Source organism: Streptomyces sp. NPDC052496, assembly GCF_040679095.1.
Taxonomy (GTDB): domain Bacteria; phylum Actinomycetota; class Actinomycetes; order Streptomycetales; family Streptomycetaceae; genus Streptomyces.
In genome coordinates this window covers 25,124-49,539 of sequence record NZ_JBFAUH010000002.1, presented here as the reverse complement: position 1 = coordinate 49,539, position 24,416 = coordinate 25,124, and the positions used below count along the sequence as shown (strand labels likewise).

Sequence of the window (24,416 nt, the reverse complement as noted above, 5' to 3'; positions counted from 1 at the left end):
CGGCCCGTTCCTTCCCCCAAGGTGGCGAACAGCCATCAGAAAACACAGATTCACTTCACTCATTGACACATAAGCTGCCCTGTATGGCATCAGGACACGGCAGCACCTCACTTCAGCTCTACCTCGTCGGCATCGGTGAGGTCCTGCGCAACAATCGCCTGGTCGTTCCCCAGTTCCAGCGCTCGTACTGTTGGAAGGTGGAGCAGGAGGTCCTCCACTACTGGACCGACCTGAGTCGGGCGATCAATGGCGGGGCCAAGGAGGAGTACTTCTTCGGTACAGTTGTGATCACTCAGGATGGCGACGGGGCTCGAAAGCGGATCATCGACGGCCAGCAGCGGCTGGTCACCTCCTCCCTCCTGATCGCTGCCATCCGCGACGAGCTGCGAACCCTGGAGGGGAACCTGCTTAAGGCTGACGACTCCCAGGCTGTGGGCATCAGCCGCACCTTCCTGGCCAGCAAGGCATGGAACGACAGGTACGCGGAGTCGCACCTCAAGCTCAACGAGAGCGACAACCCCGACTTCCTCGGCATCACTACCGAGACCGCGCTCCCGGGAAAACCCGCGAGGACCGACTCCGACATCGTCAAGGCGTACCGGTTCTTCCGGGAGAAGGTCTCGCAGTTCCCCAACCTGCATGGGATGGACGCAGCCAACGTCCTCGAGAAATGGGTGAGCTACATCCAGCACCGGGCGCAGCTTGCCGTAGTCGAGACCCCGACCGAGGCAGACGCCTACGTAATCTTCGAGACTCTCAACAACCGAGGCGCCGACCTGACCACCGCGGACCTCCTGAAAAACCACCTCTTCGGAGCCGCCGGTGAGCAGCAGAACCTCAACGCGGTGCGGAACAACTGGCACCAGTCACTCGGGACGCTCCAGCTCGGAGCCGCCGATGCGAAGTTCACCAAGTTCCTGCGCCACTACTGGAGCTCGAAGGTCGGTAAGATCACCGAGCGCGATCTCTACGCGGAAATGCGCGCAGAAGTGACCCACCGCCAGGAGGCGCTGCAGTTCTCGGAGAACCTCCTGTCAGCCGCACACGCCTACACCGCGCTCTCCAGTCCGGAGAGCGACTTCTGGGCGACCAAGTGCAGCGGCAACGGTCACCGTCCCGCACTCGACACACTCGCCATGTTCGACCTGGTTCCCAATAAGATCCTCCTGCTGGCGGCAGTCGAGCACTTCCACTCCCACGAGCTCGAGAAGCTCCTTCGGGCCATGGTGAACTGGTCAGTTCGTGGCATGATCATGAGCCTAATGAACCGCGGCCGCTTCGAGGTCCAGTACTCCCAGATCGCGGTCGCCATCCGGAAGGGCGAAGTCACCACCACCGCGCAGGTCCGACTGCGTGTCGAGGATCTCATCCCTTCCGACACCGACTTCAGGGAGCAGTTCGCGCTCGCCACCGTGGGAAGAAGCGATTCCAAGCTTGCTCGGTACTACCTGAGCGCCCTGGAGACGACGAGGCGAAGGGAGTCCCAGCCGGAGTTCGTCCCCAACGGCAACCCGAGCCAGGTCAACCTAGAGCACGTGTTCCCGCAGAACGCCAAGGAAGCCGATTGGGAGGACTTCATCAAGAAGAGCGGGGACAAGCAGGACGCCGCCAGCTGGGTCTACCGCATCGGCAACATGGTGCTCCTGCAGACTGGAGTGAACTCCAAGATCGGGAACAAGTCGTTCGCCGAAAAGGTCGAGGTCTTCAAGGCGTCGGGCTTCGAGCTGACCAGAAAGATCAGCGAGAAGAGCGAGTGGACCCCAGACAGCATCCGACTTCGGCAGACCGTCCTTGCCGGACTCGCGGTCAAGACCTGGCCGCGCTGACGCAGGGCTCACCAGGGGTGGCAGCCACACGCCTTCCGGTTGCCACCCCTGCCGTGGAGAAGCGGCATTACCAGTCCAGGTCAGCGCTGGCGAGGATGTCGCCAACGTCGTCCTTCTCTTCCTCCGGCGGCGTTCTAAGCCCCTCGAGGACGAGGATCGAGATGATCGTGTCAAGATCCTGGTCGGACTGACGGTTTATAAGGGTCTGCAGGTGGGACAGGCCGGCGTTCGCGTACTCCTCGAAGATGAGGACCCGCTCGGGCTGGCGGTCCGCGCTGAGGATTTTCGGGTCGTCGGGGCACTCGACGGCCCCGAGCATGTCGAGGAGTACCTCCCCGTAGTCCCGGCTCTCCATGAGCGCGAGGCGGATCGGCTCGTCAGCCTGGTCGAACGGCTTGCGCTCGCCTCGGCGGCGGCCGAGCAGCGCGGCGAACATCATCGCCTCTACCATGGTCGCGAACGTCCCGGTCTTTCTGTCGGTGAGCTTACCGAGCAGGTCCTCATGCTCTTGGGGACGGCGGAAACGGTCCGTGTAGGCCATCAGAAGGTCACCTTCTCCAGAACAGTGTGCTCGAAGTCGCCGTGTGACACGTACGGAACCTCACGGTTGTTGATCACGATCGTCTCTTCGCCCGCTGACTGGTTCGGCGTGTAAGAGCGCAGTACGTACATATGATTAGCGGCCTGCTGGAGGTTCTCCAGAACCTTGCCCCGCGCCTGCGACTGCGAGAGCAGGGTGATGATCTGGGAAGTCAGCGCCGGCAGGGCCTTGGAGATCTCTTCCTGATAGGTCAGGTCGAGGCTGCCGAAGGGGGCATCCATGACGACCGGGTAGACACCGCCGCTGCCGGTCTCGATAGGCGCCTCCCCCCTGTTCTTCTTTCGGGCACTGATGTTCCTGGCAACCTCGGAGACCGCGCCGACGAAGCTGAGGCCGAGGATCTGGTTCTCGCCGGTGGAGCGGATGGCCACTCCGCTCGCGGTGTGCAGCTCCAGCTCGAAGTCGTCGTTCAGCTCGGGTACGTAGCTCTTGATGAAGATCCGGGAGAACACCTCCTTGACCTTCTTGTCGAGCTGCTCGCGGACCTCCTCGGTCTTAATTTCGAGGATCTCCTTCAATGCAGCACGCACCTGCTCAACGAGCTCGACCTGCCTCTGAATCTTGAAGGCCTTCTCACTCTTTACTTCAGCATTCCGGTACTGACGGCCGGTAGCCTCCGCCTCCTCCTTGGTCGAGGCGACCTTGTTCTCGGCTTCCTTGTACGCAACGCGGGCGTCCGTCTCCTTAGAGACGTATTTCTTCCGGCGCTCGATGAGACGCTGGACATCCTGGATGTCCACCCCTTCCAGCTGCCGAACGACATCGGAACGTTCCGCTTCCAACTCGCTGATCTCAGCGTCCGCCTTCTGTATGCCGGAAGCATTGAGGGTGAGCTGCTCCAGTATCTCCTGTCGTCTCTCCTCCAGGTTCTTCATTTTGCCGCTGACCCGCATCCAGCTCTCCTGGACGTCCTCGAGGCCAGCGTTGTACTTGCGCTTTTCCAGCTCCTCGTACTCCGGGGTTCCCTCGCAGACCTCACGACCGCACATACACAGGTGCGCCTCGAGGATGTCCTCGATGAAGCTGCGCTGGATGCCTGCAGGCAGCTGGCGCCGCTCTCGCATCTCGTCCGCGAGCTCAATGACCTTGGTGTCGATCCCGCTGGTCAGAGCCAGGAAGCCGTACCGCGACAGCAGCTCGCGCTTACGGCTCTTGTACTCCATGTGCCGGTCGTGTGCGGCCTTAATCCGGCGGGTCAGCGAGTCTCGCTTCTTCTGGAGCGGCTCCGCCTCTCTATTTTGGAGCAGGGCGCGGTCAATGGACTGAACTTCCTTCTGGAAGGCGCTGATCTCTCCGGAGAGGCGCAGCATCTCTGCCACCTCTTCCTTTTCGCGGGTGGCGAGGTGGTCCATGTGGTCGGACAGCCGCTTCAGCCTGCTGTCCTCCTTGGAGTCGATCTCACTGGCGAGCTTTCGGGAGACTTTCGGCAAGTCTTCCAAAGCACGCTCAATGGCCTCCAGGTCCAGAAGGGTCTTGATGGCCTTCTGGACCTCCTGATTCTTGCCCTCGCCTTCCCGCTTCTCGTCGCCGGAGAACATCTTCTCCATGCGCTCACCGTTGAAGAAGAAGAACTGACGCAGGCCCTTGGGTAGAATCTTCTCGATCCGGTCCTGGCCGTTGGCGATGCTATGGGCTTCGCCGTCCGTCCCGATCTCCGTGACCGTCAGCTCAGGCTCTACGAGCTCCTGCTCCGCCTTCACCTTGGTGACAGTGACGTGTCGAACCACGGAGAACCGGGTCCCGTCGTGCTCGAAGTCCAGCCGCACCGAGGCTGTGATGTCCTCCTCGAACGCGGTGTCCGCCCATGCCTTGTCGTGAATGACGCGGTGCTGCTGCTCCACGTCGTCCGAGAACGTTCCGTAAAGAGCCCAGGCGAATGCATTGAGCAGGGTGGTCTTGCCGGCCCCGTTGTTTCCGAAAATGAGGACAGCGGGCTTGCCCTCCTCTACGGACAAATCGAGGACCTGCTCCCCGTAGAAGGCGCGGAAGTTCTTCAGCGTCAGCTTGAGCAGCTTCACTTGGTCAGCTCCCTCACGGCGTCAACGATCTTCGGGACGACCTTGGTCGTCTCCCTGATGTGGATGTTCTCGTTCTCCAGGTCGATGACCTTCTGGACGAGGATCCTGGCTTCCCGCGGCAGCTCGTTCAAGACATCGCGCACCGTGCGTGCGGGGAGCTGGTCGGCTGTTTCGTCACTCACGGGTTACTCCTGGTTCGAGGTAGCAGTAGAGAAGGAGTGGGGGGTACTTGCAGTGGGTTCTCAGGTGTCAAAGAGGCCGTAGCGCTCACGCACGGGGCGGAGGACATTGAGGGTGTCCCCCTCGTTGTCAGCTAGGTAGGCGAACTCCTCGACGCGAGCCAGCTCGCGACGGAGCAGGCTGCGTTCGGTCTCGTACTGAATCGCGTCCCCGCCCGCAGGTGGCACGACAACGAAGTCGATGATGTCCGCGCGCTCCTTGCCGGGCGCCTTGCGCAGGACGCGGCCGCGACGCTGAATGAACTGGCGGGGATTGGAGGAACTGGACAGGAGGTAGGCAGTCCGGGAGGCCGGGACGTCCACGCCTTCGTCCAGGCAGCGCATGGAGGAGATGACCTGGAGGTCGTTATTCTCGAAGCGGCGCAGGACGTCCAGGCGGGCCGAGCGCTTCGTCTCCGAGGTGTAGCGGGCAGCGGGCATGTGCAGCTCGTTGCCGATCATCTCCATGACCTGGTCGATCTGGCGCGCGCCATCGGTGCCGGGCTCTTGAAGGAGCGGGTGCTTGCCCTCGGCGCAGTAGATGAGCTGGTGGCTGGTGTCCCGGCGCTTCTCGATCTCCGCACGGAGGATCTCCAGCTTGCCGCGGGCGTGGCCGATGATGTCGGCGCGCTTCTTCAGAAGTCGGCCGAGCGGGCTGTCCCGGTCGGCGGTCTCCTTCAGGTCTGTGCCGGCCGCGATTAGGCGAGCGATCTTCGCGCTGGTCTCTGCGTACAGCTCGGCTTCTTCGTCGTCCAGCTCCACGAGGATGGGTGTGTAGGTGTAGCGGCACAGGGCACCGCGGCGGATGGCTTCGCCGATGCTCATCTCGAAGACGACTCGGTCGAAGTAGTCGGTGAGGGCGTCGGTGCCCTCCTCATCGAACCAGCGCTCCGGAGTGGCGGAGAGGCCAAGGCGGTACTGAGCCTTCTCCGGGAGGCGGGTACGCAGGTGCGCGGCACCAAGGTTGTGGGCCTCGTCCGCGATGAGGAGGAGGTGCCCCCGGTAGGAGCTGAGCAGGTTCTGGAAGGCATCACCGCCGAAGGTGGCGTTGGTGGTGACGATGACGCCGCCTCGGGTACCGCCGAGGGCGATGTTCTGGAGCAGGCTGTGAGCGCGCGCAGACCATTTGCTGGTCGCCTCGTAGGCCCGCAACGGTGTCACGCCGAACCACTCGATGTCCTTAGCCCATTGGTCGATTAGATGCTGGTACGGGGCCACGATAACGGTGAGGAGTGAGGCAGACGCATCGTTCTTCCGAAGGAGCGTGCCGAGCTGGGAGGCAGCGGAAAGTGCGGTCAGAGTCTTGCCTGTGCCTGTGGCCATGCGGAGAATGCCTCGGCACTGGTTGCGGAACCAGTTCTGGACAGCTTCCTTCTGGTAGTCGCGAACCTTCAGGCTGGGCGGGATCGCAGGTGTGCCAGAAGGAGGCAGCGGCGCGGTGCGGATGGGGGTTCCGCCGGTCGGAAGGTCGTCCAGTTCGTACTGGTCGGCAGTGGCCCGAGCGCTGCGCTCGACGATCACCTTGGCCGCCTCGGTGAACGGGATGACGCGCAGCATCTGCGTGCGGTTCTCCCAGAGGTCATCGAAGTCCTTGCTTATGCGCGCGGCCCGGCGTGCATCGCTCGGGTCCCAGCTCCGGTAGACCTCGATCGCCTCAAAGTTGCCGACGAGACCGGAGCGGGTCTCGTTGGCGCTGCCCTTGAAGGCGATGACGTCTCGGCCGTCCCGGAAGACACCGATCTTCTCGTGGTACATGCCGACGCGGCCACGCTCTTCGACATAGGCCAGCTTGAAATCGACTCGGTTCTCGGCGACCAGTTGTCCAAGCTTGCCGAGACCGCGGGCTGCCCGCGCGTCCTCAACCGCCTGCTCCAGGTCGCGGAGGGCAGCATGCTGGAGGACTTCGCGCAGCTCGTAGCCGTCCTCAATGTCCTTGATATCAGCCGGGTCAAGGTAGGGGGAGGCGATGATCCGCATGGTGCCGCCGCGCGCGGTGAACTCGTCGATTCCCTGCCCGAGCGTGGCGATCACGGACGCAGCGAAGTAGCCCACGGCCCGGTCGTAGGCGGTGGAGGCGGCGAGGGCAGGCAGGTAGAAGTCCTCGACAAGGTGGTTGCGGTCGCTGCGGTAGTCGGACTCCGCGCCGCAGTCGCGGAGGAAAGGGGAAGGCGCCATCAGATCAGCCCCAGGTGGTCCATTAGGTCGTCCACGTCGGGGGCCTCGTCGGCGGGGCGGGGCTGCTGCACGGCCGACGGGTCGGTCTCAGAGGTGCGGGCTGCGGGGACAGCTGCTTTCTCGGAGCCAGCGTCCCGGTCTTCACCTATGCGGCGGACGGTCCCTCCCCGTGCGGTGAATGGGGCAATGGACATGGCGGCCCGCAGGCTGGACTCTTTGATGTCGAAGTCTCGGCGAAGAAGCGCCACGACCTTATCTGCCTCAACCTGGCCGCCGTGCGCATCGACCATGTCAGAGATCAGTTCCTTGATCGGCTTGTACACCGGGAGGTGCCACTCGGTCAGCGCCCACTGGTTCCGCTGGCTCCGGCTAAAGCGGGCATCCCCTTCGATCTGCTGCCGGAGATACTGGATCCCGATGGTGACGCCCGTGCGCTTCCTCAGCTCCTCGACAGTCAGCGGGGTATCTGCTTCGCGCAAAGCGGCCTCCACCTTGTTGAGGCGCTCGCGCTCACGCTGAGGCCCGACGCCGCCGGCAGCCCTGGTGGGTGAGACGGACGCTTCTTCTTCTCGGGAGGGAAGCCCCTGGGCCGGGATCGCTGCAGGCGAGGGTGCAGTCGCGTCGGTACCGTCCTGGAGGCACCAGGCTCCCCTGGCCGTGATCGCGAAGCGTGCATCCGTAAAAAGCGCCTCTGTCACTTCTACCGGTGACACGACTCCGTCCAGTGCTCCCTCGATGAGCGAGGTGCTCATGCCCTCAGCGCAGCCTTCGAGGACCTGCGCTATGCGGTCTCCGGGCGACGCCTCCAAGACCGCTTCGCCTGCATCCACCAGCGTGCCTGCGTGCGGAATAGATCCATCACTCTCTGCTTCCCTGTTTTTGGCTTCCTCGGTCGCACCCAAAGGACTGTTACTCTCCGTAGTCACCTCCACTGCTGAGATTCCTTCGCCTCGCACTGTCCGACGCCGCTCAGAATCGGTGGAGCGATCCGGCACAACCCAGCCATCGCGCGCCGTGAAGGTGGTATCGCGGAGCATGCGGGAGACCACTCCCAGCTCTCCGTCCGCCACCTCCGCCTCACCGATAAGGTCACCTAGAGTAAGTGCGCTCTCGCGGTTTTTATTTACTTGGAGGAGGGCGGACAGCTGCTCGACCAGCCCGGACATCCCCCCAGAGATGACAACGGTCTCAGTTGGCTGGAGCTTGGAGCGAGTCAACGAGATCTGGTTGCCCTCGCAATCAAGACCGCAGTGGATCAGCCACTGACGCAGGTGGTCGAGATCGCTGGGGACAGGCACCTGGCGTGCGTCGAGGAGAGCGGAGGCTGTCAACAGGCTCATCACCTCGTCAACATCAAGATCGAGGGCTCTCACCGTGGCGACGCCACACTCTTCCAGATCATTCATGAAGATCCACTGTCCGGTCGGGGACGCGGAGGTGGTCGCGTCCAGCCAGCGCATGCCGGTGAACAGGCGGAGGACGGTGAGCCCGTCCCCAATGTTTTCGCCAAGCCAAGCGTGGCGGTTCAGAAACGAACTGACTAGGCAAGGTTTCCGAAGGTCAAGCTCCGCGCGCTCTATCCAGGCACGGAGTATCGAATCCGCCTCGACACTGCGGTTGAACTCGTCCATGAGGAAGTTCCGACACCGCCGCGCAGTCTCCTGAAGAAGGGCATGCTGAGAAGCAAGCTCGCCCAGCGGAACCGGAGCCTCTGCGCAGAAGTGCTGCAGGATGAGGTCCCGGTTGAAGCTGCTGAGCCCCTTGTACCATCGGTCGAATGCGTTCATGGCCTTCAACGGGAGGCATGGGTGGACGATGGTCAGCGTGCTGGGAGCAGCGCCTCTTCACACGCGGCGATCGGGTTGCCGATCACCGCGCGTTGAAGGCGTCATTGGGTTGCTCGCTCCAGCCCACCCCTGTGCCTCATCCCCCCTCCTGGGACACCAGCGACAGCGCTGTCGCTTCAACGGTACAGGGGACGCCCTAAACTCATCCATGGTTCCTTGATCTACAGCAGACGCGGAACGGCGCTTGTGCGGTTCCCTGAAGCCTCACGCCCCCGTCCATGTAGCGAGCACCTCTCCAGGTCGGGCCGGCCGGCCTGCCCGATGGCCTGCCTCCGCCGATCACCGGCGACCTCTCCGCACCAGCGAGACCGGCAAGCCCACCGTTCCGTTCTCTTCCTCCCGCCCTTCGATCCCGCTGATCTGCCGCCCGTTGACCTTCACGTTCTCCGCGTTGTTCACCGTCACGACTCCCTGGGCCGCGACCGCCAGGGGATCGGCGACTAGTAGGACTCCGTTAGGTCGGTGCTGATCTGCGGTTTCTGGGCAGGGGATGTTGGCAGGTGGTGCAGATGCCGGTCCAGCACCTCAGGATGTCCTGGAGAGTGTCGAGGACCTGGTAGAGGGTGAGCCCGGCGCGGGGGCTTTTGGGGCCAGACGCTGTTCGGTCAGGAAAGCGTGGGCGGCGGTCGCGAGGGTGACGTGGTGGTGCCAGCCGGCCCAGGAACGGCCCTCGAAGTAGTCCAGGCCCAGGCCGTGCTTGAGTTCGCGGTAGTCGTGCTCGATGCGCCAGCGGATCTTCGCCAGCCGGACCAGGCCGGCGATCGGAGTATCGGCGGGCAGGCCGGACAGCCAGAAGCGGGTCGGGGTGTCCTCACCGGCGAGCCATTCGGCCAGCAGGTGCGCCTGGGGCAGGACGCCGTCCCACCGGCCGTGCCCGGCCACCGCGGCCGCCTTGGCCAACCGGCGCGGACGCACTCCGGCCGGCCGGATCTTGCCCCCCAACGAGTGCGAGACCACCATGGCCGCACCCGCAGCTCTGGCTGCATAAACCCCGCTGTCACCCGATCATGCAGCAGTCCCGCCCGCCTTGGTGACCCATGTTCTGTGAAGGGCTGACACTGATCGACCTCGCGGCGGGCATGAAGCTCCTGGCCGGCAGGGGCGTCAAGTGCCCTAGTAGGCGAGCTGAGTCAGGGGTGACCGGGGCGGTCAGGCCGACGGAGGCCGCGTCGAGGTGCTCAAGGCGAACGGCAGGCCCCTGTGAGGGCGTCGCCCATCCGCCCGGAAGCCCAGAGCCGGATGGCGGGGCCCGGGCCTCAGGCGCCGTTCAAATGGTCAGTGAGTTGTTTGAGACGTTGCCAGGCAGTGGGATCGGCACCGTCGCCGAAGGAGTAGTGGAGTGCGGGGCGTACCGCGCGCCCGAGAGGTACGGGCCGTACAGCCGGGGCGGATTCGGCGGTGGTTCGGCCAATGCTGTGTACCGCGTCGGGGCCGAGAGTGAAGGAAAGCGGGGGCGGAGAGGCTTCGCGGTGGGGCGGAATGGTCAAGTCACGCCGTGCGCAGCGCAGGTGGGTGAGCATCGAGGTCAGGTTGTGCCGGGTGGCGAGGGTCTCGGCCAGCTCGGGCATGGTCTCCAGCGGCGGCGTTTGGTCAGCCGGGTAGCCGACGGCGAGGGTGATGTGTTCCTCGACGCCTGCGGGGGTGTGGGCGATGCGGGTGGTGGCGATGGCTGGGTGGTCGAGGGCACCGACGGCGACCAGCCAGGTGGCGATGGACTTCTGGGCCCGGGCGCGGGCCAGCTCGGTCAGCTGGCGGCGGGACCAAGGCAGGCTGACGGGCTCGGCAGTGGCCCAGCCGGCGGGCGGTGCTCCGGTGAGGGCCTGCCAGGCGGCCTCCAAGGCACCGCCGAGGAGAAGATGTTCGTCGGCAGGGTGAGTGGTGCGCATGGAGAGCAGTAGCTGTCGGCCGCCCTCCCCGTCATCCAAGGCCGGCTGAGTAGTGAAAGCATCAGCCAACTGGGGCGAGGAGTGCCCGGTCTCCGCGGGGGCGAAGCGTCCTTCTCGCCAATGCAGTACGACGCCGGAAAGCCCGTCGTAGTAGCCGCCGGCGGGGGCACGCACGACCCAGCGAGCGGGGAGACCGTCCAGCAGCGTCCGGGTGGGCAGAGTCAGTCGGACACTGGGCGGGGTGATGAGCTGCAACTCGCGTCCGGAGGCGGTAGCGGTCCGCAGAGCATCGGTGAGCCAGGTTGTCGCGGCGACGACGGGGCGGTCTTGGAGCACCACGACAGACTGGTCAGTGAGGACATCGATGGAGAGTGGATCGCCTACCTCCGCAGGGTACGGGCCGTCGTAGCCCCCACCACCCTCGGGTGAGACGGCCACGACGTCGGTGTGTGCGGCACCGGGCGGCCAAGTGATGCCCCCCAAGGCAGCGATCAGACGCCCGCCGATGGACCCGGCCAGTCGCCCGGCCTCCTCAGCTGCCGTTGTCGCCCGTACCTCTGTCCACCACACCGGGGCATCCACGCCTACGTGTGCTCCCAGCAGCCGAGCGGCCTCACCGGGGACTTGCACGAGAACGGGGGCTTCGACGGTCACGAGGGGGCGGCCGTCACTTGAGTGCAGTTGGACGGCGGCGCCCTCCGCAGTGCTGGTCAGGCGCGAGTCGGGGCCGCCCGCGTACAACCCGGCAAGAAGGGTATGGACGTCGGGCATGTTCGGCGTGAGCGAGATGACGTCCTGCGGCACGAAGTTCCTAGGTCAGTGGGGTGAGAGCCGGCCGGGCTCAATCAGCATCCAGCGCATCGAGGGAAGCGGGATCCAAGGACGTCAATGGGGCAGCCGCCAGGTGCTCCTGCCACGTTGCCAGGCGGACCCGATAGGCCACGAAGTCAACGAATCCGTTCTCGACCCAGAACCCTCCACCTCGCTCGAATAGTACGACAAGGGGCTCGAATGGGTCAGGGAGTTCGGGCAGCTTTCCCAGCGAGTCTCGGGAAATCGATGCCCAGTTCAATGCTGCTCGACATAGCCTGGCGGCCAGGGCACCGGGTACATGCTCGTCGATGAAATCATCCAGGCGCTGGCTGAGCCCCTCATCCGCACGCACCGAAGGATCGACTCGCTTGGCAAGGTCAAAGAACGGCCAGCGGTCCGACTGGGAAACGTCAAAGAACGGCCGGTCATCGCCTTTTTGCAGCTCCTGCACCCAGAGGGCAGTTCTGCGAAGATATTCGCGCAGCAGGCGTGCCCGTGACGCGGAATGCTCGAACTCAGCTTCCTCGTCCCGCCAATCAATAGCCAACAGACGATCCACCATCGCTGTCGCACGTTCTTGGTTCATGAAAGCCCCAGTCCCTTCTTCGCCGCATCGACTACTACGTCCAGGTTGGACAGATCGTCCGCGATGGCGACTTCTGGCGGCGTCAGACCCATCTTGGGCCACAGCGCCAGCGTGCCCTTCGCGGTGAGCGGTGCACCTCGGAAGGATATCGGTGCCACATCGTGTGCCCCAACGTGCCCATTACCCCAGTCACGGACCTCCGCCCACGCTGACGGGTGACCCGAAGTAAACGGCATGCCGGCTTCCAGCAGTCGAGCCTCGACATATTCGTGAATGATCATCCCGCGGAAGGAACCCTCGTCTCCCTTCAGCGTCCCCTTCTCGGCCTTGGTCCACAGGTCCGCAATCTCGTCGTAGGCGGCGAAATACACACCCTTCTTGAAGTTTTCAGGACCCGGACCATTGTAAACATCGTGCTTGTCGAGGAAGAGGTTCTGCTTGGCTCTCTCGACTATTGCAGGGTCGATTCCGTAGTTCTCTGCGATCTTTGGGACGTCATCCGTTGTGGCGCGAATACGGGCGTATACCTTGGCGGCCTTTTCATCCGGCGGGAGCAAGTAGTTGACCGGCTCACCGTTGTGCGTACCCCAGTTCTCGCTGCCGTCCGCCCCATGAGGAGCGGCCGGGTCTGGAGGAGTGTCCGGGTGCGGGTGAACATCCGCACCGTCGGCACCATTCTCGGCTGAGCTCGGTGTCTCATCACCCGAATCACCATGATGGGAATCGTGAGCGCCTTCGCCGGCATGGCCATGGCCGTCCTGGTGAGGGAGGTCGTGGTTACTACCCGACGAAGGGTGGTCCGCTCCAGAGCCAGAACCGCCAGGGTCGTGCGTATGTACAGCACTGGTTCCGCCCGGTGTTTCTCCGGGGGGAGGCACAGCATTGCTGTGACCGCCTGTGCTGGGCGCTTCATGGCTCGCCTGCGGCGGCAGGTTCTCGCCCGCGTGAGCAGAACCTTCGTGGGCGCGGGCGCCGGCACCAACCAGTTCGTGGCGGGACGGCACCTGCTCCGGGCGTGGTGCATCGACAGAGGGGGTGCGTTGGCCGGCAGGCGGCTCGTGAGGGGTCGGGTCGGTGTTGGGCTGGCCGTCCTTGCTTAAGAAGAATTGGCCGTCTTCAATGCGAACCTTTGCGCCGTTGCCCAGCTCGATGACGCTGTGCGGGGTGTCCGCGGCGGCGGCCGCGTCGGTGGCAGCGCGCAGTCCGGCGGTCACCTCCGAGAGCTTGGGCAGGGCACGGGCTGCGACGCCGACCGTTTTGCCGGCCGCGCCGATCGGGTCCATGACCTCGCCGACCTTGGCCAGCGTGCCCGCCACCCGCGCGGCCGCTCCGGCCTTGCCGGCTGCCGCCCCGGTCTTGGAGACCGCACCCAGTGGGCCTGAGGCCAGGGTGAGGCCGTTGTAGAACACGGTCCCGACCGCCTTGCCGGGATTGGTGGCCCAGTCGTCCCAGGCCACGAAGGACTTGGCGAACTCCTTGGCGTCTTTGCGGTACGGGGCGTATAGGCGCTGGGTGGGGTTCAGGTCCTTCCGGTCACCGGCGGGATCGACGGCGTAGGACGCCAGGCCCATAGCGATCTTGCCCAGGTCCTCGCGCGCGGCGTCGCCCTCCTCACCGGAACTGAAAAGATTGACCAAGCCCTCTACCGAGCCGGCGGCGTTGTCCCACAGGCTGATTCCGAATTCCTGCAGGTGGTAGTCGATGCCCAACGGAGTGCCCCAATAGTGCTCGGGGCTTCCCCATGGCAGCTTCGGCGCCTCGGTCAGCTGCTCGGCGCTGAAGCCGTAGGCGTTCTTCTGCTTCGGGCTGCCGTCGTTGATGTGCCACCGGGTGCCGTGCACCAGAGCAGTGATCTTGTCGGCGGCAGTGACCCCGGCCTGCTGGAAGGCGGCCACGGCCGCGGTTACCCCGTCCAGCAGCGCCTGATGCTCATCGACCTTGTCCTGGTCATGCCGCCACCCGCCGGATATCGGATCCTGGTCGTCCTTGACCGAGGCCACAAACGCCGACGCCTTCTGCCGCAACGACTCCAGCCGCTGCACGATGACGGCTACCTCATCGGCATAGCCGGCCAGCGCGTCGGCCACCGACTCCAGCTTGCCCGCGACATCACCCGAGGTGTCGTTGACCGCCTGCGTGGTGGCGAACAGCTGCTCCGCCTCGGGCGCCTTATAGGAGGCGTCCAAGTGCTGGAAGCGAGCATGCACCGCATGCCCGTGCCCGCGAATCTCGCGCGCGGCCTGCCGCAGGCGAGTGACCTCGTGCTGCAGCTCAGCCAGATTCCCCGTATAGCTCGGGATCTTCTCCGGGCTGATCACTTTCCACCGCCCGCGTCATGCCCCTTCTTGTGGGCGGTCTTCAGCACTGCGCTCACATCCGGCACCTGCAAGGCAGCATGCTGCGCATTCCACGCCTGCTCCAAGCTCCCGGTGACGTAGGCATTGGTCGCCTCGACCGCGCCGTTGGCCGAGTCACTGGCCCGCAACGGCAGGAACGCCACATCCCGCTCGATCCCCTTGGCGAACTCACCCAGCGCCACCGCCACCAACCCGGTGGCCCGACCGTCCCCGCCACCGGCGCCGTCGTCCCCGAAAGACAGCGTGCCCGCCGCAGTCATCGCCGCCTGCACGCTCTTCCCGTACAAGTCGATGCCGTCATTCATCCCGTCGGCCGACTCGCGCACCTTGGCAATCACCAACCGCACCCCCGCGGGCGCGATATCCCACCCGGTCATTCCCCAGCCCCCGAAACCACTCAGCGAAGCGTTCCCCCGAACGGAAACTATCTTCACACAGCTCACTGACAACCCAAGGGAGACCTGGGTACCAACGTCTTCGTCGCAGCGGTAAGACGGTTGCCGCGCCGAGACTCGATGCCTGTCGAGCGACACGCACGTGACCTCAGTGGGGTGCACACGACCGCGTGGGCTGAAGGGGTGTGAAACGAGGCGCCTCGTGAAGACGGAGCAGCAGGTCGTCGCCGCAACGAGCTTGCCCCAGTTACGCCAGTGACCTGCGCACTGCGTCGACCAGTGATGCCGCGCGCACATCGTCGGAGCCGCTGATGATGTGGTTCATCACGTAGCCGAAGGCGATGCCGTGCTTCGGGTCGGCGAAGGCGAGGGAGCCGCCTCGGCCGGTGTGGCCGAAGGCATTCGGTCCGGTCATGGGGGTGGCCTCGGTGGGGAGCATGTAGCCCGAGCTGAACCGGCTCGGCATCACCATGACCCGGTCCTTGCCGTTGGCTTGTTCCGTGGTCGCCGAGGCGAGGGTTTCCGGGGTGAGCAGGCGCACGCCGTTCACCTCGCCGATCAGGGCGGCGTACATGCGGGCGAGGCTGCGCGCGGTGCCGATGCCGTTGGAGGACGGGATCTCCGCGGCCTGTGCTTCGGGAGAGTTGAAGTCCATCTCGGGTGGGTCGGTGATCGCGAATGCCCTGTTGCTGGGGGAGTTCGGGTCGCGCCAGGCGGCGACCATTTCGCGGAGTTCTTCGGGGATCGACTCCGGAGGCGCGGTGGTGAAGTCTGTCTCCGGCTGCCGGTACACCATGTGGCTAACCCGGTCACGTTCATCCGCCGGCAGCCCGATGAAGAAGTCCAGTCCCAGCGGGACGGCGATATCGTCGGCGAAGAAGCGGCCGGGCGTCCGCCCCGACACTCGGCGGATCACCTCGCCGACCAGCCAGCCGAAGGTCCGGCCGTGGTACCCGTGCGCGGTTCCTGGGTTCCACAGGGGACGCTGAGCGGCCAGTGCGTCCGCCATCGGGTGCCAGGCCAGCGCGTCGGCCAGCGGTACCGGCTGATCCAGTGCCACCAGGCCGGCCTGGTGGGAGAGGAGCCAGCGCACCGGGATGTTCGCCTTGCCGTTCGCTGCGAACTCCGGCCAGTACGAGGCCACCGGAGCGTCCAGGTCCAGCTGGCCGCGCTGGACCAGCAGGTGCGCCGCGGCTGCGGTGGCCCCCTTGGTCGCGGAGTAGACCAGTTGCAGCGTGTCACGCGTCCATGGACGACCGCTGTCAGGGTCGGCGATCCCACCCCACAGGTCAACGACGGGCCGGCCATCCCGGTACACGCACACCGCTGCGCCGATGTCCCTGTGATCGGCGAAGTTCGCCGCAAACGCCTCGCGTACGGGCTCGAATCCGGCTGCGACCTCACCATCGATCGTCGTCATGCCGTCCATCCTGGCACTTTGGCGGTCTGCTCCGAGGGGCGGGCCGGCTCGCGATGCATGAGACGGTGCCGATCAGGCGGCGTCGGGTAGTGCCTGAAGACGGTCTCTGAACTCGCGGACTTCTGGGACGGACTTGTGTGGTTCCAGGCGCGCAGAGAACTCCTTCAAACGGTCATAGGCACGTACGGAGCTGACCTTCTCTTCGAGGAGTTCTGCGCCGTGGTTCGCGGCGTCGAGCGCTCCGTCCAGGTCACCGCCGGCAAGCCGGGCCTCGGCCAGTCGGCTGGACCGTACGGCCTTGTCCCGGGGTGCGGCCTGCTTGACCGAAGCCTCCAGGGAGCTCGTCGCGCGCTCCACTTGTCCGGAGCGCAACAAGATCTTGCCTTCGGTGGATCGCAGCTGTGCCTCGCCGAACCAGTCGAGCCAGTCGGGGTTGTCCTCCGCCGTGTGGCGTTCCCAGAGAGAAGCAGCGCGGTTCAGTGCTGTACCGGCCCTGTGGTGGTCGCCGTCGCGGGACATTGCTTCGGCCTTGTGCAGGTAGAGGAAGGACTGGGTGTAGGGCGACAGTGTTCGAGGAGCGTTGTCGATGGCGGTCGAGATGAGGGCGACCCGATCGGCGGGCCGCCCGGCCTCGGAGACGTGGACGCCCATCTCGGCGAGGATGAAGGCACCGAAGGCGTCGTCTCCAGCGGTACGTGCGCTGCGCAGGGCCCCGACGTAGTAGCGCTGTCCTGCGGACCGCAGCCCGGCGTCGTAGGCCATCCAGCCGGTCAGATGCGACACCCTCGCCGCCAGTGCATAGAGTCGAACGTGGATGTCGTCCGTGTACCGGCCGGTGCTCAGGAGCCCTGTGATCAGAGCGAGGTCGCCGCGTGCCTGCTCCAGGAGTCGGGCGCCTCCGAGTTGGTCATCGAGTGTGCGGAGTGTGCCGATGCGCTGCTCGATCGTCGAGAGCATCGTGTCCGTGACGCGATCTCCGCCGAGCGCGGAGGCGAAGGCCGAGGGCGCCTCGGCCCAGCTCGCTGCCAGTCCCGTCAGCGCGGCGCCTGTGATGGTGAGAAACCCTCGACGGTCCACGCGGCCACTCCCCACCAGATCGGCCAATGCCTCATGGGTACCGGCCTGGTTCCAGGGTGCGGTGAGCCCGGTGACTTCCCATACTGGCAGCCAGCGTGGCCATCCCTCGGCCTGTACGCGTTCGTATGGGACACGCAGCAGGTCAGCGAGCACGCGCTGAGCATCCGCATCCGGTTCTTGTCCCTGCTCCCACTTCCATACGGTCGTCCGGTTGGTCGCCAGCGGGATTCCGAGCGACCTTCCGTGCGCCTGCATGAGCCGGGCGAATTCGGCCTTACCCCATCCACGTGCCTGGCGGACGAAGGTGAACGGGTGGACTGCTAAGGGCTCACCAGGCATGCGATCACTCCCGTCATCTCCACACGAACGTCGTGCGGAAGCTACTTCCCGTGCCGTACCCATGCCCATGCCTGAGTGTGCAAGGGCGTCCTCGAGAGAAACCCCCTGGAAACGTTCCGGGCCCACACGCCACGACCGTTGACTGGACATCAGCCGTCCGAGAGCCGCGCAGAAAACGTCCGCCCTCGGATGGTTCCCAGATCGGCGGCTCCACCCCTGCGCCCCCTGTCGGGAGTGGAGCCGCTCTCCACTCTTCGGAGGCGTCCGCCATGCTCACGCTCGTCACTCGTTTCGTCCTCGCGGGTAAGGAAGAGGAGGTTTCCTCCGCCCGACGTCTGATCATCGATAAGGCGCGTTCGTGGGGCGTCCCGCTGGATGACGAGACGGCTGACGCGGTCCGCCTGGTCGCCTCTGAGCTCATCACCAACGCCGTCGTCCACGGGGAAGGGCCCATCACAGTCGCGCTCTACGACCGGCCGGGCAGCCTGGTAATCGACGTTCTCGACAGCGATCCCGTGGCTGCTCTGAAGGCAAACGGCACCGAAGCCGACGACGAGAGTGGTCGCGGCCTCGCGCTGGTCGGCTTTCTGGCGGTGCGGTCGGGCTGGAATCTTACCGACCGGGGAAAGCGGGTATGGGCGGAGATTGCGCTGCCCAGGCCGGCGCAAGCCGCCTGGACCAGCATTCTGCGCCGGTTATTCGCCGACAGGCCGGGGCCTGAGATCCGAGGCGCGCCGGCTTCGCTCCCCCGGGCGGTCGCGTGATGGGACGGCACACCCTGCACGTGACCCCGCTTCCAGAGACCGATGTGGTTTTCCGGCCCACCCGCCGCGACATCGACCCGGTCACCGGAGAGCCGATCGCGGACCCCCTGTGGGACCGCCATGAGTGGCAGCCGCAGGGAATGTGCTGGCTGTGGTGCGGGCGCGACGACGTCGAGGTCACGTGGATCGGGCCCGTCCGCTCCAGCGGCATGCATGCGTCCCTCTACGCCTGCCGTGCGTGCCTGTACCAACTGGACCAGCGCGTTCTGGAAGCCAACATGCGCGAAGACGCAGGCGTCCTGCCCGCGCATCGCACGTTGGCACCTCCCGACAGGGACCGCCACCGCAGGGCTGCGGCCCATCGTGCCGCCCACTGACAGCCGCCCCCACGTCATCCCACATCTCCCACGGCCGTGGGGGCGGCCCTGCTTCCCGCCGGAACCCCGACGGGAGAACCGAAGAGGAAGGAGCACGAGGTGGCAGAGCGCACCACACCGCCTCCGGCCAGCAGTGGCCTCCTGGTGGCGGTGGAAGAACTGACCGCCGTCCACGACCGGTACGACAGCCTCCGGTCCGACAACGCCGGCAGTTCCGGCGACGCCCCGTGGCCGGGCGGTGACGGCAACCTGCACGACAGCGAGTAGTCCCAGGCGGGGGGCCTGCACGGACCGCCGTGCAGGCCCCCCGCCTGTCAGCAACAAGCGGTCAACCCATTGAGGATTGAGGAGGCAGCGATGGGACACCGGTTGATCAGCGCCATCGAGACAGCGCTCGGCTGGAGCGGAGCAGAGGAACTGGGCAAGGGCTTCGTACGGGGAAGCATGGACGACCCCGCCCTCGTCTCCCGCATCCTGACCCCGAACCGCCTGCTGGACATCGCGATGCGCAGGAGCCTGAGCCGCCCGCAGTTCCGGTGCTTCCAGAAGGGCGAGGAAGTCCACCCGGCCGTCTACTACACCGACAGCGTCAGCCCTCGGGGCCAGAGCATCCCCATGGCAAACATGCGCAGCCTTGGTCGGCTCCTTGAGCAAGGTGCCACGCTCATCCTCGACCAGCTCAATGTCTTCGACCCCACGATGGAAGTCGCATGCCGGGCTCTGCAGTGGTGGTCCCGCGAGCGAGTGCAGGTCAACGCATACCTGACGACCAACGATGCCGCCGGCTTCCCTCTGCACTGGGACGATCACGATGTCGTGATCGTCCAGCTTGCGGGCGAGAAGGAGTGGGAGGTGCGCGCGCCCTCCCGCGAGGTCCCCATGTACCGGGACGCCGACCCCAACAACACCCCGAGCGACGAGATTATCTGGTCCGGCATGATGAGGGCCGGTGACGTCATGCACATCCCCCGCGGCCACTGGCACCAGGCGACCCGGACCGGCAGCGGCTCAGGGAAGAGCCTTCACGTCACGTTCGGCATCACCAAGCGCACCGGCGCGAGTTGGCTTGCGTGGCTGGCCGACTGGTGCCGTGAGCGCGAGATCTTCCGTCATGACCTGGACCGCTGGCACGGAACCGGTGGTGAAGCCCTCACTGCGGCCGCCGCTGAGCTGATCGGCGAACGCTCCCCGGCCGACTTCCTGGCCGCCCACGAGAAGGCGACGACGCTGCCTCGGCACGTGCCGTTCCTCGACGTCCTCGGGCCGCTCGACGCCGTGGCGTGCACGACCCACTTCCCTCCCCAGATCCAAGAGCGCGGCGAGACCGTCGACATCGTGGCCTCGGGGAAGAAGCTCACCCTCACAGCCAAGGCCCTGCCCGCGCTGCGTCTGCTGTTGAGCGGCAGTCCCGTCCCGTTGGCCCAGGCCGCAGCCGTCGTCGGGGCCGAAGCTGCGGAGGTTGCCGAGATCTTGGTGAAGGAGGAGATATGCGCGACCCTGACCCCCGAATTGTCCTCGGGCTACACCGGTCTCGTCACGAACGCCGTCTGCTGACCGGCGCGCTGGACCTTGGCGTCACCGCGCTCGACACCAGCACCAACTACTTCGGCTTCCGCTCACATCAGGTCTTGGCGCAGACCGCCGGCGACCTGCTGCCGAAGTTCGATATCTCCACGAAGGTCGGCTACTTCCCGGGGCCGGGCGGGGCGGAGCACTCCCTGAATCCCGCACGGCTACACGCGGCAGTGGAACAGACGGCCCGGGACCTCGGACGGGAGCCAGACCTGGTGTTCCTGCACAATCCGGAACACTCACTCCACCATGCCGCCCCGGACAACCGGGACGTGCTGGCCCAGGCATGCGCCGCCCTCGACGAGGTCACGGCGAAGGGCCTGTGCGGTGCTTGGGGCGTCGCGACTTGGAATCCCTCTCCGCTGCTGGGCCTGATCGACGCGAGAGCACCAAGGCCGTCCGTCCTGATGATCCGTGCTGGCCTGATGGTAGGGAGCAGAACGCTCGATGCCTCGGATGCCCTTACCGCAGCGTGGGGCCTGGACGACGGCAGGGTGTGGGGCATGAGCCCCTTCGGAGGCAGCACGGACGCCCCGGTGTGGGAAAGGATCGATCCCCGTGTCTTCCTTCAGCCCGGTAGCAGGCTCTCCCGCGTCGAGGCAGCCTTCCGGGTTGCGTACCGCCTCCCGCGGGTCGGCACCATCGCCGTGGGTACGGACGAGCCCGCCCATCTGGGCAAGCTGATCGGCGCCCTGAACGGCGAGGTCGACGAGCAGGCGATCCACCAGTACCGGAGCCTCCTCCGACACCGGTTGCGGAGTCAGCCCGCCTGAAGCTCCGCGACAATTTGCTGCGCCAAGCGGCGTGCGGGCTCTAGCCGCGGGTCCTCGGGGTGCGCATACGGTCCCAGGATCTTCGAGCACACGAACAGCGTCATCAGCTTGCCGTCCCGGCTTTCGAAGTCACGGCTGCGCTCTTGCCGTACGCGATCGGCCAGAGCCGGGACGGCAAGGGAGCTTGCCCACAGCGAGGCAGAGTCCAGCCCTAGCGGCGCGTTCCCCCAGTCCTCCCAGTCGAAGAGGGAGAACGTCGGCGCGGTCATGTTCGCCCAGTTCAGGTCCGCATGGGCCGGCACCCATCGCTCAATCGTCGTGTCGAAGTCGTCGGAGAACACGCCGCGGATGGACTCGGTGACGAGCGCTTGTGTGATGGTGTCGGTGTCCGGCGTGGCGACGCGCCTCGTGTCCTGGGCCGCGAGCGAGTCCAGGGAGGAGTTGAACGCCGTCCACCACTCATCCGGCAACTCTGGATCGTCGCTCAGCACGGCGGTTCCGATGGGCTTTCCGGGCAAGAGCTCGGTCTCGTCGGCCCGCCACATGACAGGCTCGTCCGCGTCCCGCCACACCACGCACCCCTGCCATGCAGGCTGAGCGATACCTTCCAGGCGCGCCGCGGACTCGGTGCCGTTCCACCCCTGGACGCCGATCTTGTCCAGCCCTCGCCTCTCGATCCGCACCCACGAATCGCGGTCCGTCCGCACCCCGACCGATCGGCGTTTGCGTACGACGGTGTCCCGGTTCAGACGTGTCTGAAGCGCTCGCTCTACGTGGTCCAGAACCTCACAAACGGATTCAACCCGCAAGTCAGCGTTACGAGTTGTCGATGTAGAGAGCGCCATACGGGCGACCGTAGCACTGGGACAACCTGGCCCACGCCCATCTCAGCAGCTTCGGCGTGGGGGCGCGCCCCCACGCCGTCTGGCGTCCGAGGCGCCTGCCGGGCGTGTGTTCAGCGGCGCGGAGCACGAGACCGGTGAGTGACCTCGTTGGCTGCGGGTCGCGGTTGCGAGGGCAGCGTGGTGGAGCGCACCTGTGTCGCGTAGCTGCTGCGGGCCTGGGCGGCGAGGGCCCTGGCGCTGGGTGCGGGGCGGTGACCGAGCCGCTGGATGCGCCAGGTCAGGGTCATGGCAGGTGAGCGGGCGTTGTCCAGCGAGCGTTGGCGGGCAGCCTGCTCGATGAGCATGCTTGGCCGGTGGCCGGCGGTTTCGCCGTCGGTGAGCACGGCGGCGAGGGCCGGCCAGGCGGGATCTTCGAGGATTTCCTCCGCGCGCTGGGGCAGGATCGCGCGGATTTGCTGGGCGTGGTGTTCGGCGGTGTGAGTGGGTGAGGTGCGCTGGGCGAGGGCGGCCAGGGGTGCGGCTGCGGCCTGGTCGTAGGCGGCCTGGATGTGCAGCAGGCTCTCGCGGGCGGCCATGACCTGCTGGTCGTGGCGGCGAGCCTGGTGCCAGCGGGCGGCGGCGATGGTGACGAGAACGGCCGCGTCGAGGAACATCGCGAGGGCAGCCCCGTCCTTGGGCGCGGGTACTCGAAGCATCGACCGGACGGCGCCGCGAAGGGCCCGGGCGTGGTGGTGTTCGGCGCGGATGCGGGAGCGGGTGGCGCGTTCGAAGGCTTGGGCGGCCTGGCTGAGCTGGGGCCGGATCTTCTTGGGTGCGAGGACGGGGAGGGCGTCGAGGGCTTCGCCGAAGGCGGCGAGGTGGGCCTGCGCGGCCGCATCGTTCCTGGTCGAGGAGGGTGGGGATGCGTTCGGCTGCGGCGGTGGCCTGGTGCCATGGGTCGGGCTGCCGTCGGCTTCCCGGCTGTTGGCTGGCGGGGTCTGCGTCGGCAGCGGTCAGGCGTTCGCGGATCTTGGGGAAGGACAGGTCAGGGGCGAGCTTGGAGCCGGAGAACCAGATGGGTTGGCCTGCGGCGTTGGTGTCGCCGTCGAGGGCGATCTTGTAGCCGCGGATGTCGCCGGAAGGGAAGCGCTGTACGTCGACGAGGACACCGGTGCCGGCGAGCACGGTGAGGAACTCCTCGGGGTCGGTGGCCACCGCGACAGCGGTACGGGCGGTGGTGCGCAGGCGCTCGCGGGCGGTGGCCTGGTGGCCGGCGCGGTGGGCCTTTTCCTGTTCGGCGCGGGTGGGGCGTTGGGTGGCGGTGCGGTCACCGCGGAGGACGCGGTGGAGGCCGTAGTCGTTCTCCACTGCGGCGAGCTCGCGGTCGGCGGTCAGGTAGTCGTTCCAGTGGCGGGCAGGGCGCAGGTCTGCTCGGACTTTGGTGGCGACGATGTGGATGTGGTCGGGGGCGTGCCGTACGGCGACCCACCGGCAGCCGTCGGGGTCACCGGTGGGGGCGATGCCGGTGGCCGCGACGACGCGGCGGGCGATCTGGTCCCAGTCCTTGTCGCTGAGGCTGCGGTCCTCGGGCGCGGCCCGGAGCGAGCAGTGCCACACGTGCCGCTCGGGAGCCCGGCCGAGCCGCCCGGCCTGCTTGACGTGCAGGTCGAGGTCTTGGGCGAGGAGTTTCTTGGTGGCGTCGAAGTCGGCGGCGCGGCCGGGGTCGGGGGCGAAGCCGTCCCAGGAGGCGACCAGGTGTGGGTCGGCGTGGTCCTTGGCCTTCTTGGTGTCGAACAGGTACCGGATCAGGCCGGCGGTGCTCTTGCCACTGCTGATCTTCGCGATCATGCGGCCGCCTTCGCAGAGACGGCTCGGTTTGCGGCCGCCGCGATGTCGCCGATGGTGGTCCGGACGGTGTTCAGGGTGCGCTCGGCCTGGGCCAGGGTGGCGGCATCCCCAGCGTGTGGATTGCCGCCGGAGTTGAGCACGCGGGCGATCTGGTTGACGTTGTTGCCGATCCTCGCGACCTGGGCGCGGAGGGCGTTGAGCTCGTCGATGTAGTCGTCGACGGGGGTGCGCTGGCCGGGCACGGCGAGATCGCCGTGGACGTAGGCCATGACGGCGGCCCCGACGAGGTAGGCGCCGGTGATGTTCAGTGATTGGGCCTTGGCGCGGATTTTGGTCTTCTCCTCGATGCTGTAGCGGGCGTCCACCCGCTCCTGGCGCTGTCCCTTGCCGTAGGGGCGGCGGTGGGCGACGCGATGCAGGGCTGCCACGTCGGCGGCGCGCGGCAGTGGCGGAGACGCCGCATCAACGGGCTTGTCCTCCTCGGGCACCCCCTGGTGCCCGAGTGCCTGCGCCACCCTTGGGGCGCGGGCTTCCCCGTTGGAGCCGCCCTTGGACGGTCCAACGGCATACCTTGCTGCCGCGTGGATGGTGTGGTTGGTCAGTCGGCTGACGAGATGAGCTCGCGTCGTGTCGGAGTTGTCCGGGCCCGGATCAGTGTCCTGAGGCTTGGGGAGGCCGGTGTGGCGGGGCATGGATCGCT

The 24,416-nt window shown here is 66.3% G+C and carries 20 protein-coding genes and 2 pseudogenes; 6 read left to right on the top strand and 16 right to left on the bottom strand.

All coding sequences use genetic code 11. The features are described from left to right. Positions 1-83 precede the first annotated feature (83 nt). A complete protein-coding gene (locus tag AB0L45_RS03690) occupies positions 84-1,826 on the top strand; it encodes a DUF262 domain-containing protein (protein ID WP_365835735.1) in 1,743 nt (580 codons plus the stop codon). A gap of 67 nt (positions 1,827-1,893) precedes the next feature. On the opposite strand, the gene AB0L45_RS03685 is transcribed toward AB0L45_RS03690, so the two are convergent. The 13 genes and pseudogenes from AB0L45_RS03685 to AB0L45_RS03625 all read right to left on the bottom strand — a co-directional run bounded on the left by AB0L45_RS03685 (position 1,894) and on the right by AB0L45_RS03625 (position 17,558). Then, a complete protein-coding gene (locus tag AB0L45_RS03685) occupies positions 1,894-2,367 on the bottom strand; it encodes a DNA phosphorothioation-associated protein 4 (protein ID WP_365835733.1) in 474 nt (157 codons plus the stop codon). After that, positions 2,367-4,445: an AAA family ATPase gene (locus AB0L45_RS03680; RefSeq protein WP_365835731.1), complete on the bottom strand. Its 2,079-nt coding sequence runs from the start codon at positions 4,443-4,445 to the stop codon at positions 2,367-2,369. The genes AB0L45_RS03685 and AB0L45_RS03680 overlap by 1 nt, the downstream gene beginning before the upstream one ends. Beyond that, on the bottom strand, positions 4,442-4,627 hold the full coding sequence (locus tag AB0L45_RS03675) for a hypothetical protein (protein ID WP_365835729.1): 186 nt from the start codon (positions 4,625-4,627) through the stop codon (positions 4,442-4,444). The genes AB0L45_RS03680 and AB0L45_RS03675 overlap by 4 nt, the downstream gene beginning before the upstream one ends. 60 nt (positions 4,628-4,687) lie before the next feature. Beyond that, positions 4,688-6,838 (bottom strand): DEAD/DEAH box helicase family protein, encoded by a 2,151-nt coding sequence (locus tag AB0L45_RS03670; RefSeq protein ID WP_365835728.1) that lies wholly within the window; start codon positions 6,836-6,838, stop codon positions 4,688-4,690. Next, positions 6,838-8,625, bottom strand: a complete 1,788-nt coding sequence (locus AB0L45_RS03665; protein WP_365835726.1) for a hypothetical protein — start codon at positions 8,623-8,625, stop codon at positions 6,838-6,840. Before AB0L45_RS03665 ends, AB0L45_RS03670 begins: the two co-directional genes overlap by 1 nt. A 339-nt stretch (positions 8,626-8,964) precedes the next feature. After that, entirely contained in the window at positions 8,965-9,090 is a 126-nt protein-coding gene (locus AB0L45_RS03660; protein ID WP_365835724.1) for a hypothetical protein, read from the bottom strand. Between the two features lie 120 nt (positions 9,091-9,210). Beyond that, positions 9,211-9,642, bottom strand: a pseudogene (locus AB0L45_RS03655) (IS701 family transposase); the annotation flags it as partial. A 299-nt stretch (positions 9,643-9,941) separates the two neighbouring features. Next, positions 9,942-11,375, bottom strand: coding sequence for a DUF6177 family protein (locus tag AB0L45_RS03650; protein WP_365835722.1), 1,434 nt, complete (start codon positions 11,373-11,375; stop codon positions 9,942-9,944). A gap of 37 nt (positions 11,376-11,412) precedes the next feature. Next, complete coding sequence (locus tag AB0L45_RS03645) at positions 11,413-11,970, bottom strand: hypothetical protein (RefSeq protein ID WP_365835720.1); 558 nt, start codon at positions 11,968-11,970, stop codon at positions 11,413-11,415. Then, positions 11,967-14,288 carry a hypothetical protein gene (locus AB0L45_RS03640; protein ID WP_365835718.1) on the bottom strand — a complete coding sequence of 774 codons (2,322 nt, stop codon included), beginning with the start codon at positions 14,286-14,288 and terminating at the stop codon, positions 11,967-11,969. The genes AB0L45_RS03645 and AB0L45_RS03640 overlap by 4 nt, the downstream gene beginning before the upstream one ends. Continuing rightward, on the bottom strand, positions 14,285-14,704 hold the full coding sequence (locus AB0L45_RS03635; protein ID WP_365835716.1) for a DUF6507 family protein: 420 nt from the start codon (positions 14,702-14,704) through the stop codon (positions 14,285-14,287). The genes AB0L45_RS03640 and AB0L45_RS03635 overlap by 4 nt, the downstream gene beginning before the upstream one ends. A gap of 265 nt (positions 14,705-14,969) precedes the next feature. Further along, a complete protein-coding gene (locus AB0L45_RS03630; protein ID WP_365835714.1) occupies positions 14,970-16,142 on the bottom strand; it encodes a serine hydrolase domain-containing protein in 1,173 nt (390 codons plus the stop codon). 72 nt (positions 16,143-16,214) lie between these two features. After that, complete coding sequence (locus tag AB0L45_RS03625; protein ID WP_365835712.1) at positions 16,215-17,558, bottom strand: transcriptional regulator; 1,344 nt, start codon at positions 17,556-17,558, stop codon at positions 16,215-16,217. A gap of 269 nt (positions 17,559-17,827) precedes the next feature. On the opposite strand from AB0L45_RS03625, the gene AB0L45_RS03620 reads away from it, so the two are divergent. The 5 genes from AB0L45_RS03620 (at position 17,828) to AB0L45_RS03600 (ending at position 21,044) form a co-directional block, all read left to right on the top strand. Beyond that, complete coding sequence (locus AB0L45_RS03620; protein ID WP_365835710.1) at positions 17,828-18,322, top strand: ATP-binding protein; 495 nt, start codon at positions 17,828-17,830, stop codon at positions 18,320-18,322. Next, positions 18,322-18,699, top strand: a complete 378-nt coding sequence (locus tag AB0L45_RS03615; protein ID WP_365835708.1) for a hypothetical protein — start codon at positions 18,322-18,324, stop codon at positions 18,697-18,699. The genes AB0L45_RS03620 and AB0L45_RS03615 overlap by 1 nt, the downstream gene beginning before the upstream one ends. A 99-nt stretch (positions 18,700-18,798) precedes the next feature. Then, entirely contained in the window at positions 18,799-18,966 is a 168-nt protein-coding gene (locus AB0L45_RS03610) for a hypothetical protein (protein WP_365835706.1), read from the top strand. 90 nt (positions 18,967-19,056) lie between these two features. Then, a complete protein-coding gene (locus AB0L45_RS03605; protein WP_365835704.1) occupies positions 19,057-20,253 on the top strand; it encodes a cupin domain-containing protein in 1,197 nt (398 codons plus the stop codon). Continuing rightward, positions 20,187-21,044 carry an aldo/keto reductase gene (locus AB0L45_RS03600; protein ID WP_365835702.1) on the top strand — a complete coding sequence of 286 codons (858 nt, stop codon included), beginning with the start codon at positions 20,187-20,189 and terminating at the stop codon, positions 21,042-21,044. Before AB0L45_RS03605 ends, AB0L45_RS03600 begins: the two co-directional genes overlap by 67 nt. Here the strand turns inward: AB0L45_RS03600 and AB0L45_RS03595 are convergent. From AB0L45_RS03595 to AB0L45_RS03585, 3 genes and pseudogenes are all read right to left on the bottom strand, one after another. After that, entirely contained in the window at positions 21,032-21,889 is an 858-nt protein-coding gene (locus AB0L45_RS03595; RefSeq protein ID WP_365835700.1) for a hypothetical protein, read from the bottom strand. The two genes, AB0L45_RS03600 and AB0L45_RS03595, sit on opposite strands and share 13 nt — an antisense overlap. A gap of 110 nt (positions 21,890-21,999) precedes the next feature. After that, positions 22,000-23,716 (bottom strand): annotated as a pseudogene (locus tag AB0L45_RS03590) (mobilization protein). Further along, positions 23,713-24,408 (bottom strand): MobC family plasmid mobilization relaxosome protein, encoded by a 696-nt coding sequence (locus AB0L45_RS03585; RefSeq protein WP_365835698.1) that lies wholly within the window; start codon positions 24,406-24,408, stop codon positions 23,713-23,715. Before AB0L45_RS03585 ends, AB0L45_RS03590 begins: the two are co-directional and overlap by 4 nt. Positions 24,409-24,416 lie beyond the last annotated feature (8 nt).

Bases quoted from the DNA above. Each gene is read 5' to 3' on its own strand.
- AB0L45_RS03690 (WP_365835735.1), top strand. From the start codon at position 84: ATGGCATCAGGACACGGCAGCACCTCACTTCAGCTCTACCTCGTCGGC.
- AB0L45_RS03615 (WP_365835708.1), top strand. From the start codon at position 18,322: ATGGGACGGCACACCCTGCACGTGACCCCGCTTCCAGAGACCGATGTG.
- AB0L45_RS03635 (WP_365835716.1), bottom strand. From the start codon at position 14,704: ATGACCGGGTGGGATATCGCGCCCGCGGGGGTGCGGTTGGTGATTGCC.
- AB0L45_RS03670 (WP_365835728.1), bottom strand. From the start codon at position 6,838: ATGGCGCCTTCCCCTTTCCTCCGCGACTGCGGCGCGGAGTCCGACTAC.
- AB0L45_RS03685 (WP_365835733.1), bottom strand. From the start codon at position 2,367: ATGGCCTACACGGACCGTTTCCGCCGTCCCCAAGAGCATGAGGACCTG.
- AB0L45_RS03665 (WP_365835726.1), bottom strand. From the start codon at position 8,625: ATGAACGCATTCGACCGATGGTACAAGGGGCTCAGCAGCTTCAACCGG.
- AB0L45_RS03595 (WP_365835700.1), bottom strand. From the start codon at position 21,889: ATGGCGCTCTCTACATCGACAACTCGTAACGCTGACTTGCGGGTTGAA.
- AB0L45_RS03630 (WP_365835714.1), bottom strand. From the start codon at position 16,142: ATGACGACGATCGATGGTGAGGTCGCAGCCGGATTCGAGCCCGTACGC.
- AB0L45_RS03585 (WP_365835698.1), bottom strand. From the start codon at position 24,408: ATGCCCCGCCACACCGGCCTCCCCAAGCCTCAGGACACTGATCCGGGC.
- AB0L45_RS03645 (WP_365835720.1), bottom strand. From the start codon at position 11,970: ATGAACCAAGAACGTGCGACAGCGATGGTGGATCGTCTGTTGGCTATT.
- AB0L45_RS03625 (WP_365835712.1), bottom strand. From the start codon at position 17,558: ATGCCTGGTGAGCCCTTAGCAGTCCACCCGTTCACCTTCGTCCGCCAG.
- AB0L45_RS03620 (WP_365835710.1), top strand. From the start codon at position 17,828: ATGCTCACGCTCGTCACTCGTTTCGTCCTCGCGGGTAAGGAAGAGGAG.
- AB0L45_RS03600 (WP_365835702.1), top strand. From the start codon at position 20,187: ATGCGCGACCCTGACCCCCGAATTGTCCTCGGGCTACACCGGTCTCGT.
- AB0L45_RS03605 (WP_365835704.1), top strand. From the start codon at position 19,057: ATGGGACACCGGTTGATCAGCGCCATCGAGACAGCGCTCGGCTGGAGC.